The organism is Devosia ureilytica (assembly GCF_024273195.1).
GTDB lineage: Bacteria > Pseudomonadota > Alphaproteobacteria > Rhizobiales > Devosiaceae > Devosia > Devosia ureilytica.
The window spans coordinates 31,939-44,374 of the sequence record NZ_JAMZCU010000007.1 but is presented as its reverse complement, the minus strand read 5'-3'; the positions used below and the strand labels follow the sequence as shown (position 1 = coordinate 44,374).

The 12,436-nt window shown below is 62.3% G+C and carries 10 protein-coding genes; 4 read left to right on the top strand and 6 right to left on the bottom strand.

Annotation, left to right across the window (positions count from 1 at the left end; genetic code table 11):
• Nucleotides 1–124 precede the first annotated feature (124 nt).
• The gene (locus NIM87_RS16485; protein ID WP_254675800.1) at nt 125–955 is read left to right on the top strand and encodes a sugar phosphate isomerase/epimerase family protein; all 831 of its coding nucleotides are present in this window, start codon (nt 125–127) and stop codon (nt 953–955) included.
• A gap of 36 nt (nt 956–991) precedes the next feature.
• Nucleotides 992–2,746: a PAS domain S-box protein gene (locus tag NIM87_RS16480; protein WP_254675799.1), complete on the top strand. Its 1,755-nt coding sequence runs from the start codon at nt 992–994 to the stop codon at nt 2,744–2,746.
• Nucleotides 2,747–2,753: 7 nt separating this feature from the next.
• On the opposite strand, the gene NIM87_RS16475 is transcribed toward NIM87_RS16480, so the two are convergent.
• The 6 genes from NIM87_RS16475 to NIM87_RS16450 form a co-directional block, all read right to left on the bottom strand.
• Nucleotides 2,754–3,512, bottom strand: a complete 759-nt coding sequence (locus NIM87_RS16475) for an iron ABC transporter ATP-binding protein (protein ID WP_254675798.1) — start codon at nt 3,510–3,512, stop codon at nt 2,754–2,756.
• A complete protein-coding gene (locus tag NIM87_RS16470) occupies nt 3,509–4,495 on the bottom strand; it encodes an iron chelate uptake ABC transporter family permease subunit (protein WP_408640092.1) in 987 nt (328 codons plus the stop codon). The genes NIM87_RS16475 and NIM87_RS16470 overlap by 4 nt, the downstream gene beginning before the upstream one ends.
• Nucleotides 4,492–5,454, bottom strand: coding sequence for an ABC transporter permease (locus tag NIM87_RS16465; RefSeq protein ID WP_254675797.1), 963 nt, complete (start codon nt 5,452–5,454; stop codon nt 4,492–4,494). Before NIM87_RS16465 ends, NIM87_RS16470 begins: the two co-directional genes overlap by 4 nt.
• 208 nt (nt 5,455–5,662) lie before the next feature.
• Complete coding sequence (locus NIM87_RS16460) at nt 5,663–6,586, bottom strand: siderophore ABC transporter substrate-binding protein (protein WP_254675796.1); 924 nt, start codon at nt 6,584–6,586, stop codon at nt 5,663–5,665.
• Nucleotides 6,587–6,705: 119 nt separating this feature from the next.
• Nucleotides 6,706–7,617 carry a LysR family transcriptional regulator gene (locus NIM87_RS16455; protein WP_254675795.1) on the bottom strand — a complete coding sequence of 304 codons (912 nt, stop codon included), beginning with the start codon at nt 7,615–7,617 and terminating at the stop codon, nt 6,706–6,708.
• Nucleotides 7,618–7,643: 26 nt separating this feature from the next.
• Nucleotides 7,644–8,390, bottom strand: a complete 747-nt coding sequence (locus NIM87_RS16450; RefSeq protein ID WP_254675794.1) for a sulfite exporter TauE/SafE family protein — start codon at nt 8,388–8,390, stop codon at nt 7,644–7,646.
• Between the two features lie 325 nt (nt 8,391–8,715).
• On the opposite strand from NIM87_RS16450, the gene NIM87_RS16445 reads away from it, so the two are divergent.
• Both NIM87_RS16445 and NIM87_RS16440 read left to right on the top strand, forming a co-directional pair.
• Nucleotides 8,716–10,482, top strand: coding sequence for an ABC transporter ATP-binding protein (locus tag NIM87_RS16445; RefSeq protein ID WP_254675896.1), 1,767 nt, complete (start codon nt 8,716–8,718; stop codon nt 10,480–10,482).
• Entirely contained in the window at nt 10,479–12,377 is a 1,899-nt protein-coding gene (locus NIM87_RS16440) for an ABC transporter ATP-binding protein (RefSeq protein WP_254675793.1), read from the top strand. Before NIM87_RS16445 ends, NIM87_RS16440 begins: the two co-directional genes overlap by 4 nt.
• Nucleotides 12,378–12,436 lie beyond the last annotated feature (59 nt).

Genomic DNA, 12,436 nt, shown 5'->3' with positions numbered 1-12,436 from the left:
CCTGCCCCCATTGCGTCCCGATGAGGGCAGGTGGCGCAAGCACGCCGCCCAAGTCAACGATTATTCCACCGCCTTGCGCGGCGCGCAGGGTCGTGGAACTCTCAAGACAAAAGAGGAGTCTTCAATGGCCGACCCGAACCAGCGCATCGCCGTATCCACCTGGTCCCTGCACCGCTATCTGGGCACGATCTACCCCCACGACTTGACCACCGATGCGATTGGCGACGGCGATGATACCTATGGCGAGGGCGAAGAATCCCTGCTTGGCCTGCCATCGGTCCTCGCCAATCATGGCTACAACCGCCTCGAACTGGTGTCCTTCCACCTGCGCAGCCGCGATCCGGTCTATCTGGGCGAATTGCGCGACCAGCTTCGTGTGTCGGGCGTGACCCTTCAGACCCTTCTCATCGACGCTGGCGACATGACCGACCCTGTCCATGGCGAGCGTGACACGCGCTGGATTGCCGGTTGGGTCGATGTCGCCAACGCGCTTGGGGCCGAAAATGCCCGCATCATTGCCGGCAAGCAGCGGCCGACCCCGCAAACCATCGCCCGCTCGGTGGCCGGCTTCAAGGAACTGCTGGCGGTCAATGCCGGCTCCCCGCTCAAGCTATTTACCGAAAATTGGTTCGACCTGCTCTCGACGCCCGATGCGGTGCACGAACTGCTGGACCGGCTCGAAGGGCAGGTCGGCCTATTGGCCGATTTCGGCAATTGGACCGGGCCGGACAAATATGAAGGGCTCAAGTCCATCTTCCCCCGGGCGGCGCTCTGCCACGCCAAGGCAAGCTTTGCCCATGGACAGCTCGACGAGGCCGATTATGGCCTCTGTGTCGCGGCGGCCGAGGAGGCAGCCTATGTCGGCCCCTATACGCTGATTTTTGATGCCGACCATCCGAGCGAATGGCAGGGCCTGGCGCTGGAACGCGATTTTATCTTCTCGCGCCTGGGGTAGGGCGAGGCCGCGCAAATGTGATCGCCGCGAAGCCAGTTGTTAAGGCTCGCGGGCGAATATGACGGCATGGTAACGGCGCCAAAACTCGACGCGATGACCGGACTTGCCCGCATTCCGCGGGCCGGTTCCGCATTGGTGCGCCTGCTCGACGCTACCCCCATCGGCATGATCCTCGCCTGCGAGGATGGCCGCATCATCTATGCCAATAGGGCCTTTGCGGCTGTGATGGGCTATCGCTGGAGCGAGGCCGCCCCGCTCAATGTGTTCGATCTTGTTCACCCCGACAATCGCAGCGACGCACGATTGCATTTTGACCGGCTGGCGCGGGGCGAGACGGATCAATACCGAGGCGAGCATCGCTGGCACCATGCTGATGGCACCGTGCTTTGGGTCATGGTGGCGGCAACCCTGTTCGAGGATCGGCCCGGCGCGCCGCGCCAACTCATCATCCAGATCACCAGCATCGAATTGCAGAAGAAGGCCGAGGAGGCGCTGGCCTATTCGGAAAGCCGCTGGAACTTCGCGCTGGAAAGCGCCCGGCAGGGCGTTTGGGACCACGACATTCGCAACGACACCATGTTCTATTCGCGCATGTGGCGCGTCATGCGCGGCATTCCACCCGAGGAAGAAGTGGATGGCGACCAGCAGCGATGGCTCGAGCGGGTGCATCCCGAAGATCGTCCGCACATCCTGGCCAATGTCGACAGGCAGGACATGGGCGACAGCGATTTCGACGCGCTTGAATATCGTGAGCGCAAGCGCGATGGCAGCTACGTCTGGATATTGAGCCGCGGCAGGCCAGTCGAGTGGGACGCAGAGGGTAACCCCATCCGCACCATCGGCACCGATACCGATATCACGCGCCTCAAGGTGATGGAGCAGGAGCTGGCGGCTGAAAAGGAAAGGCTGCGGGTGACGCTCGAAGCCATGGCCGATGGCATGATTTCCACCGATCTCAATGGCCAGGTCGTCTTCATGAATCCGGCCGCTGAAAAGCTCACCGGCCTGCGGGCATCGCTGGCCGTCGGCCGCGCCGTCAGCGATGTGTTCCGCCTGCGCAGCGAGCGTGACGATGGCGAATTGCCCTGTCCGGTGCGTGCCTGTCTCGACAGTGCCACCCAGATCAAGGCCGATGACGACAGCGTTCTTTGCGCCCATGATGGCCCGCAGCGCGATATTCGCTGTACCGCCTCTCCGGTGATGAGCGAGAATGGCGAGTTGAGCGGCGCCGTGCTGGTGTTCCAGGATGTCACCCAGAGCCGCGCCCTGCAGCGCCAACTGGCCCATTCTGCGGCCCATGATGACCTCACCGGCTTGCCCAATCGCGCCGCCTTCGAGCGCGCATTGTCCGATGCCATCGCGGCCGCGCGCCATGGTGCACGCGAGCATTGCCTGGTCTATCTCGACCTCGACCACTTCAAGCCCGTCAACGATACGGCGGGTCACGCCGCCGGCGACGCCTTGCTGCGCCAGGTAGCCCAGACCATCAAGGGCGTCTGCCGCAGCCACGACATGGCGGCGCGCATCGGCGGCGACGAGTTTGCGGTGATCCTTGAGGATTGCCCGATCAGCAATGGCCGCCAGGTTGCCGAAAAGATCGTCCGGGCCATTGGCGCGCTGGTGTTTTCCTGGGCCGGTCGCGAGTATCAGATCGGCGCCAGCGCCGGGGTGACCGTCATCGGTGGAACTCCTGCGTCGCCCCTTGGCTTCATGGGCGAGGCCGACGCCGCTTGCTACGCTGCCAAGGCCCAGGGCCGCAGCCGCGTCGTCGCCTTCCCGGATATGGGCTGAAGCGCCCTCAGCCGTAGTAGACGCTGATCAGCTGCCCGCCGATCTCATGCACCTTGATGTCCATCTCATAAATGCCGGAAAGCACGTCCGGCCGGATCATCTCCGAGGCGCTGCCCTGTGCGGCCACCTTGCCGTGCTTCATGGCGACGATATGGTCAGAATACCAGGAGGCGAAATTGATGTCGTGCAGGACAAGAACGATGGTCTTGCCCAACTCGTTCGCCGCCTGCCGCATCAGTTTCATCATGCCCATGGCATGACGCATATCCAGATTGTTGAGCGGTTCGTCGAGCAGCACATAGTCGGTGTCCTGCGCCAGCACCATTGCCACAAAAGCCCGCTGCCGCTGCCCGCCCGATAACTCGTCGAGAAAGCGGCCGGAGAGATCGCCGAGGTCGAGATAGTCGATGGCGCGATCGATATGCGCCTTGTCCGCCACAGTGAGCCGGCCTTTGGAATAGGGATAGCGCCCGAAGGAGACGAGATCGCGCACGGTGAGGCGCGCGGTCATGTGATTGTCCTGCCGCAGGATCGACATGCGCCGAGCCAGTTCGTCGCTTGGCGCGGTGGTGACATCGAGCCCGCCCACGGTCACGGTGCCCTTGTCCATGGCCATCAAGCGGCTGACCATGGAGAGCAGGGTCGACTTGCCCGCGCCATTGGGGCCGATGATCGAAGTGATCCCGCCCTGCGGCAGCTTGAGCGAGACGCCATCGACCACGCAGGACGCGCCGTAATTCTTGGTGACATTGCTGGTGACGATCATCGCGCCGACCTCCGCATGACAAGGGCGATAAAGACGATGCCGCCCAGAAATTCGATGATGATGGAGAGCGCCGTATCGAAGGCAAAGACTCGCTCCAGCAGGGTCTGTCCGCCGACCAGCGCAATGATGCCGAGCAGTACGGCAGCCGGTAGCACATACCGATGCTGCGACTGTCCGATCAGCGAATGGGCGAGGGTTGCGACCAGGAGACCAAAAAAAGTCACGGGGCCGACCAAAGCCGTCGAAACTGAAACCAGTACTGCCACCAATGAGAGAATGATGACCACCATGCGCTTGTAGTCGACGCCCAGATTGATCGCCTGGGCACGCCCGAGCGAGAGCACATCATAGGTATGCATGATCCTGAGACCCACGGCGCTGACCGCCAGCATGATCACGCAGGAAATACCCAGAAGCGTCGGATCGGTGGTGGCGAAACTGGCGAACATCGTGTCCTGCAACACGTTGAAGGCGCCGGGATCGAGCATGCGCTGCATCAACTGGCTGAGCGAGCGGAACAGCACGCCAAAGATGATGCCGACCAGCACCAGCAGATGCAGGCTCCGCTCCTCACCGAGAAACAGCCAGCGGAAGAGAAGGCCGGAGAACGCGACCATGACCAGCACTTCGACGACAAACTGCAATTGGCTGTCGATAGCGGTGAGGGCCCCCACGCCGAGGAAGAAGACGATGGCGGTCTTGATCAGCACATAGAGCGCGTCAAAACCCATGATCGATGGGGTGAGAATGCGATTATTGGTGACGGTCTGGAACAGCACGGTCGAGACGGCGACCGCATAGGCCACCAGGATCAGCCCCAGCAATTTCTTGCCGCGGAACGAGAGGACAAAGCTCCAGCTGCCCTTGGCGCCCAGCGTCATGAAGAGGGCAATGGAAATAAGCGTCAGGAACGTGAGGCCGATCAGCACGAGGGCCGGGCGACCGAGGCGCAGGCCCGAGGTGGACATCACTTGCTCGGTCATGACGCGCCCCGCGGGGTGCGCAGCAGCAGGTAGAGGAACATGGCGCTGCCCACCACACCCATGACTACCGCGATCGGGATTTCATAGGGGAAGCGGATGAGGCGCCCGGCAATGTCGCAAGCCAGAACCATGCCCGCGCCGCCGACTGCCACCCAGGGTACGGTGCGGCGCATGTTGTCGCCGATCATCAGGCTGACGAGATTGGGCACGATCAGCCCAAGGAAGGGGATGGAGCCCACCGAGACCAGCACCACAGCGCTAACCAGCGAGACGATGACGAGGCCCAGCATCATGACGCGCTGGTAGTTGAGCCCCAGATTGGTGGTGAAATCCTTGCCCATTCCGGCCACGGTAAAACGGTCGGCAGCGATATAGGCGGCAACGCAGCAGACGAGGCCAATCCAGAGCAGTTCGTAGCGGCCGCGCAGGACGCCGGAGAAGTCGCCCATATTCCACGCCAGCATCGAAGCCATGAGATTGGCGCGGTAGGCGATGAAGGCCGTGAGCGCGCCAATAATGCCGCCGAGCATGATGCCGACCAGCGGCACCAGCAGCACGTCGCGGAGCGGTACGGCACGCAGGACGCGCAGAAAGAGGGCGGTTCCCCCAAGCGCAAAGAGAGCTGAAACACCCATCTTGGCCATCAGCGGCCAGCCGGGCGCGAGGAGCGTGACGACAAGAAAGCCAAGAGCCGCGGATTCGGTGGTCCCGGTGGTCGATGGTTCGACAAAGCGGTTGCGCACCACCATTTGCATGACCAGGCCCGCAATGGCCATGGAGGCGCCGGCAAGGACGAGCGCGAGGGTGCGGGGAACACGGCTGATCAGCAGCACCTCCATGGCGCGCGAGTCGATGCCCCCGGCCAGAAGGCTTGGGATCGAGACGTCACTGACGCCGACAAAGACGCTCACCACGGCCAGGGCCAAGGTGGCGGCGAGGGCAAGTATGAGAGTGCGCAAGGTGGGGCCTTGATACGTCGAGGGCAATTGGGCAGAGCGGTCCTGCGCCCCCTCCCCCTTGAGGGGAGGGAATGAGGGTGGGGGTGTCGATGCACAGACTTGGCGTTTGTCCAAGGTTCCGACACCCCCACCCCAGTTCCGCTAAGTCCTGCGGACCAAGCTTCACCACCCTCCCCTCAAGGGGTGAGGGTGTGCAGGAGCCAATGACTTAGCCGTTGAGGCCAGCAAGGACCTGGTCGAGCAGCAGCATCACACCTTCGTAGCCATGCATCGAAATATAGGACGCCTGCGGATCGAGATTGACGATCTGGCCTTCCTTGGCGGCAGTGGTCTGGTTGAACAGTTCGTTGTCGAGCAAGGCTGCGGCGGCGCCGGCATTCTCGCCGGTGCCGGCGTCACGGTCGACCACGAAGACCCAGTCGGGGTTCACTTCGAGCAGGAATTCAAACGACACGGCGTCACCGCCATGGTCGCCATCGGCCACATCAGCCAGAGCGGAAGGCATGCCGATATTGTTGTAGATCCAGCTGACGCGCGAATCCGGGCCATAGACGCCGAGCTTGCCGGCATTGGTGACCAGAACCAGGGCGGTACCCTTGCCTTCGGCGGCTGCGGTTACTTCGGCCACCTTGGCGTCGAGAGCGGCATTGAGTTCGGTGGCCTTGTCGGTGAGACCAAAGATGTCGCCCAGCTTGGTCATGTTGCCCTTAACGCCGGCGACGATGTCGGCATTGTCGATCGAAAGATCGATTGTGGGCAGAATGTCCTTGGCGGTTTCAAATGCTTTGGCCGACCGCGCCGCGACAAAATAGACGTCGGCTTCGGAGGCTGCGATGCCTTCGAAATCGGGCTCGAACAGCGAGCCGATTTGCAGCGCATCGGCCGGGATACTGTCGGCGAGATAGCTTGGCGCATTCGACGACGGCACGCCAGCCACGGCAACGCCGAGCGCGTTGAGGTTATCAAACACCGCCCAATCCTGAGTGAGCACCTTGGCCGGCACACCCGGCAGGGTGACCTCGCCCTGCGGCGTCGCCACAATTTTCTCCTGCGCGAAGATTGCGGGAGCAAGAGCCAGCGAACTGGCAAACAGGGCTGCCACTAGGGCAGAAGTGCGCAAAAGCAAGGTCATCAGGTCAATCCGTTCCAGGGTTGGCGGTACTCGCGCCAAACTTGATGGCGCTTGTCCGGTTTCCTAGACTCGGAGTGTCCCTGCTGTCAAAAGAAAATATGACGGTGGAAGTCTGATTATTAGGCGGAGGGCAGGTAGGTCTCGCTTGCCAAGGCCACAAAGCTCTTCATGGCCGCAGAAAGCGGGCTCGACTTGCGCCGTGCAACGAGAAGCTGGCGCATGGCCCATGGCTCGGCCAGCGGCGCACAGACAAGGTCGGTGCCGGCCAGCAGATGCAGGCTTGTGGAGCGCAGGAAGCCAATGCCAAAGCCTGCTTCCACCATTCGCACCAGCGCCGGAAAGCTTTCCACGCGCAGCGCTTCGATCAGCGGATTGCCCTGCTTTTCGGCGGCTTCACTGAGTAGGCGATCAAGCGAGCCGGCGTGGTGGATGCCGACAATGGGATGCGGAATGACCGTGGCAAAGGCCACGGACTTGCGCGGCTCGATGGCGCTGGCCAGCGGGTGTTCGGGCGGCACCAGCACCCAGACCCTTTCGTCCTCGAAGGGTCGGATGTCGAAACGGGAGAAATCGTAATTGTCCGAAACAATGGCGATATCGGCCTGGCCCTCGTCCAGTGCCAACAGCGCTTTTGCCGCGCCCATTTCGGCAATGGCGATTTCGATGCCGGGATATTTTGCGGCAAACTTGGCGAGCAATTCAGGCAGTCGCCCGGTCAGCGCCGAGCTGGTGCAGGCCAGCCTGAGGCTTCCGCGCTGGCCAGAACCGAAATCATCCATGATGGCATCGAGGTCAGCAATCGAGCGCAGCACCGTGCGGCATCCCTCGGCATAGGCCTCACCCGCCTTGGTCAGCTTCACCCCATGCGCCGAGCGGTCGAACAGCACGACGCCCAACCGTCCTTCAAGGTCCGACACCCGGCGGCTGACGGCGGAAGAAGCGATACCTTCCCGCTCAGCCGCGCGGCCGATTGAGCCGGTTTCGGCCAAAAGCAGAATGAGGCGCGCCGTAACGCTATCGAATGATGCCATGTCGTCTCCCAGAGGCAACATAGCGATCAAGCGCCAAGGAGCAAGGACAAGCCGCGGGCGAAATAGAATAATCCAATGACGGTAACCACCCAGCGGGTCCAGGCCTTGAAGCCGTCGTCGCTCATGCGCTGCAGGATGTGATAGCCCAGGTTCGTGCCGGCAATGGCAAAGGGGGCCGCGACCAGCACCATCATCCACTCGCGGCCGCCCATGGCCGTGGCCAGCCCGCCATAGAATACCACCTTGGCAGCATGTGAGATCACCTGCGTTGCCGCCTTGGTGGCAATGATCTTGCGCCGGTCCATGGCGGTGCGGATGAAAAAGATATCGACCGCGGGGCCAGAGGCGCCCACCGCCAGGTTCAGCCCACCGCCCAGGAAGCCGCAGAGAAAGGCGTGATGTGGCTTGCTCGCATCAAGCGCCAGCCAGCCCTTGGGTATCCACACAAGGATCGGCATGAGGCCGATGGCAATGCAGACGGTCGCCAGGTCGGGGGTATATCGCAGCACAAACAGCGCCAGTGCCGCTGCGCCCAGCCCCAGGCAGATCACGCCCAGCACGTTCCAATCGATGTAGGTGCGCGAGAACCAGGCCCGCGATCCATTGGCGACGATCTGGATGGCACCCTGCACGGCAATGGCTGTGGTGACTGGCAGCGTGGCGAGCAGAATGGCCAGCAGCACCAGCCCGCCGGCCATGCCGAAAACGCCCGAAAGCGTCGAGGTCAGGAAAACGGAAAGGGCAACGAGCGCCAGGGTCAGCAGCGGGAACATGAATGGATCTCCTGCCATAGTCATGGGCCGACCGGGCGATTTCGCCTATCGCCGGTTCGGCATGGGGTCATGCCAGTGTCGTCTTTCTGTTGTAACGTTGCATTTTTTGCGCAATTTGCATCTTGAATGGAACGCGCAATGCGTTTTTTATGGTCGGGCGAGTTTTTTGATTTGCCCGATTGCCGGTCGACGGACCTCCCGCCTCCCCTATCGGGGCCCACCTAACTGAAGTCTGGATACTTCCTTGATTACCCTCAAGGCTGGCCGCGAGCGTTCGCGCGGCGATGCTCGGGACCATGTTGCAGCAGCCCATGCCGGCATTGGCATGGGGCCGCTCAAGCGCATCTCCCTCTACTCCCTGCGGCACCCGTTTCAGGCAAGCCTGGCCATCGGCGCAACAATCGTCGCCTCGATCCTGCAATTGTCCATTCCCCGCCTGCTTGGCCAGGCCATCGACCAGACGCAGACCGTGCTCAGCGTTGCCGGCGAGGGCGCACAGGAGGCTCTGATTTGGACCGCGGCTATCCTGCTGCTGGTGTCGGTGGCCCGCGGCGGCTTTACCCTGGTGCAGAACTACTTTTCGGAAAGCGTCGGTCACCACGTCGGCTACGAGCTGCGGCTGGCCTTCTACGACAAGGTGCAGCGGCTCTCCTACTCCTATCATGACCGGGTGCATTCGGGTGATCTGATCACCATTGGCCTGCTCGATCTCGATGGCTTGCGCATGTTCTTTGCCACCGGTCTTGTACGCACCGTGCTGCTGGCGGTGCTGATCGGGGTCGGCGCCTGGATGCTGCTCAGCACCGATCTGCTGCTGGGCTTTCTTGCCCTGAGCTTTGTGCCCTTTGTCGCCTGGCGCTCTTCGGTCGCGCAACTGACCCTGCGCGCCACCTGGTTGATTTTGCAGGAAAAGCTCTCGGTACTGACCCGGGTGATGGAAGAAAACCTCGGCGGCATTCGCGTCGTGCGCGCCTTTTCCGGCCAGAAGTTCGAGCTGCGCAAATTCGACGTGGCTTCAACCGATGCGCTGGAGCTGGCCCACCAGCGGGTGATGGTGCGCGTCAAGAACACCTCGATGATGACCTTTTCCTTCTTCGTCGCCATGGGCCTGGTGCTCTGGGTTGGCGGCAACAAGGTCATCGCCGGGGAGATCAGCGTCGGCACGCTGGCGAGCTTTCTGACCTTTATGACCATTCTGCAAATGCCCGTCCGGCAACTGGGGCTGATGGTCAATTCCTATGCCCGCGCCTCGACCTGCGGCGAACGCTTCTATGCCTTCCTCGATGCGCCCGTCGAAATCGAGGACAAGCCTGAGGCCGTGCCCCTCGAAATCTCCAAGGGCGTTCTGCGCTTCGAGGACGTTCATTTCACCTATCCTGGCGCCTCCGTGCCGACGCTGAACGGCATCAGCTTTGAGGCTCACGCCGGCCAGACGATTGGCATTGTCGGCGCGCCGGGCAGCGGCAAGTCGACCCTTGCCCACCTCATTCCGCGCTTTTACGACGTCACCGCCGGGCGCGTGACCCTCGACGGGCAGGACGTGCGCGATGTGACCCTGGCCAGCCTCCGCCGCTCGGTTGCCGTGGTGCAGCAGGATACATTCCTCTTCACCACCACCATCGAAAACAATATCGCCTATGGCGACCCCTGGGCGAAGGATCGCAAGATCGAACGTGCCGCCGAAAGCGCCCAATTGCATAATTACATCATGGGCTTGCCGGCCGCCTACGACACCGTCGTGGGCGAACGGGGTGTCTCGCTGTCGGGCGGCCAGCGCCAGCGCCTCTCCATAGCTCGGTCCCTCGTGCTCAAGCCCGCCGTCATGGTGTTCGATGACTCGACCGCCGCTATTGATGCCGGCACCGAACACCGCATCCGCTCGGCCATCCGCCGCTTTGCCAGCGACCGGGTGACCATGATCATCGCCCACCGCCTGTCTTCGCTCATGCATGCCGATACCATCCTCTTCCTCGAGGACGGCCGCATTGTCGAGCGCGGCAGCCACGAGGAACTGCTGGCCCTGGGCGGTAAATACCGCGCCCTCTACGATCTGCAGACCCGGCCCACCGACGATCTGGAGGCAGCCCAATGAGCGTGGTTCAAGAAGACGAACGCGACGTCGCGGCCTTTCCGGGCCAGCGCCCGCCACGCGCCTCCGTTGGCAGCCACCGCGTCGAGGAAGAGGTGTTCGGCAAGGCCTATGATCCCAAGACCGTGCGCCGCATCTGGGCCTATGTGAAACCTTACCGCCTCAAGATCTACCTCTCGGTGGCGGCGGTGCTGGTCTTTACCGCCACCCAGCTCGCCATTCCGCTCATCATCGGCAACGCCATCGACACGGGCCTTGTCGCCGGCGGCGATCCCGCCGCATTGACCTGGGCCGTTGGCGCCTTCGCCATAGCGGTGTTGTTCAATTTTGCCGCCTCCTGGGTACAGGAAACCCAGGTGGGCCAGGTGGCCGAGCATGTCCTGTTCGACATGCGCCGCGCCATGTTCGCCCAGCTCCAGGCCGTCTCGCTGAGCTATATGGACAAGACCGAGGTGGGCCGGTTGATGAGCCGCCTGCAGGGTGACGTCAATTCCATGCAGGAATTCCTCGAAACCTCCGTGATCTCGGTGGGCGATCTGGTGCTGCTGTTTGGCATCGTCGCGGTGCTCCTGAGCCTCGACCCCTGGCTGGGCCTTCTCACGCTCATCACCATGCCGGTGCTCTTCATCATCCGTATTTTTTGGCTGCCACCGGCCAAGCGAGCCTTCTGGGCGGCGCATGAAACCAATTCATTGACGGCCGGGGCCATGGCCGAGGGCATCAATGGCGTGCGCACGGTGCAGAACCTGGACCGCCAGAAGGTCAATTTCGACCTTTATGACGACAAGGCCTATCACAACCTGCGCACCCAGCTGACCGGCTCAAAATACGCTCAGGTCATGGTGCCCATCGTGGATAGTCTCACCGGCATTTCCATGGCCACGGTAGTGGTCGTGGGTGGCGCCATGGTGCTCAATGGCAATCTTCAGGTTGGCGTCATCGTTGCCTTCCTGTTTTACATCCAGCGCTTTTTCGATCCGATCCGCTCGCTCACCATGCAATATTCCATCATGCAGCGCGCCATGACCTCTGGCCGCCGTATCATCGAAGTGATGGACCTGCCGACGGTCATCGAGGACAAGCCCGGCGCCATCAGCCTGACTGGTGCCATGGACGGCTCGGTCGAATTCCGCGACGTCGTCTTCGGCTACGACCCGAAGCGCCCGGTGCTGAAAAACGTCTCGTTCAAGGTCAATCCGGGCGAAACGGTCGCCGTCATCGGCCCCACTGGCTCGGGCAAGACCAGCGCCATGGCGCTCGTCCATCGCTTCTATGAAGTCCAGTCCGGCGCCGTGGTCGTTGGCGGGCATGATGTGCGCGACATCACCCAGGAGAGCCTGGGTGAACAGGTGGCCATGGTGCTTCAGGAGCCGTTCCTGTTCACCGGCACCATTTTCGAGAACATCCGCTACAACAAGGCCTCGGCCACCCGCGACGACGTCATCGCGGCCGCCAAGGCGGTGGGCGCGCATGATTTCATCGCCCGTTTCGCCAATGGCTATGACACCATGCTCGAACAGCGCGGTTCCAACCTGTCGCTGGGCCAGCGCCAGCTCCTCAGCTTTGCCCGCGCGCTGGTGGCCGATGCAAAGATACTGGTGCTCGATGAGGCCACCGCCAATATCGACAGCTATACCGAGCGGCAGATCCAGAAGGCGTTGGAAATCCTGCTCGCCGGGCGCACCGGCATGGTCATTGCCCACCGTCTCGCCACCATCCGCGGCGCGGACCGCATCATCGTTCTGCAAAACGGCGAAAAGATCGAAGAGGGCAATCACGACCAGCTCATGGAACTGGGCGGGCTCTATTCCAAGCTCTACAACATGAACTATTCCAGCTTCGACGATATCCCCGACGAAATGGTAGCCCAGGCCAACGCCAAGGCGGCCAGTACTTAGCGGTATGAACCGCTCTTCTCCTCCCCTTCTCAGGGGGAGGCCGGGTGGGGGTTCTTGCT

What these genes read in the sequence shown, in the direction of transcription:
- NIM87_RS16485 (WP_254675800.1), top strand. Translation starts at nt 125, where the DNA reads ATGGCCGACCCGAACCAGCGCATCGCCGTATCCACCTGGTCCCTGCAC.
- NIM87_RS16475 (WP_254675798.1), bottom strand. Translation starts at nt 3,512, where the DNA reads ATGATCGTCACCAGCAATGTCACCAAGAATTACGGCGCGTCCTGCGTG.
- NIM87_RS16470 (WP_408640092.1), bottom strand. Translation starts at nt 4,495, where the DNA reads ATGACCGAGCAAGTGATGTCCACCTCGGGCCTGCGCCTCGGTCGCCCG.
- NIM87_RS16460 (WP_254675796.1), bottom strand. Translation starts at nt 6,586, where the DNA reads ATGACCTTGCTTTTGCGCACTTCTGCCCTAGTGGCAGCCCTGTTTGCC.
- NIM87_RS16455 (WP_254675795.1), bottom strand. Translation starts at nt 7,617, where the DNA reads ATGGCATCATTCGATAGCGTTACGGCGCGCCTCATTCTGCTTTTGGCC.
- NIM87_RS16450 (WP_254675794.1), bottom strand. Translation starts at nt 8,390, where the DNA reads ATGTTCCCGCTGCTGACCCTGGCGCTCGTTGCCCTTTCCGTTTTCCTG.
- NIM87_RS16445 (WP_254675896.1), top strand. Translation starts at nt 8,716, where the DNA reads ATGGGGCCGCTCAAGCGCATCTCCCTCTACTCCCTGCGGCACCCGTTT.
- NIM87_RS16440 (WP_254675793.1), top strand. Translation starts at nt 10,479, where the DNA reads ATGAGCGTGGTTCAAGAAGACGAACGCGACGTCGCGGCCTTTCCGGGC.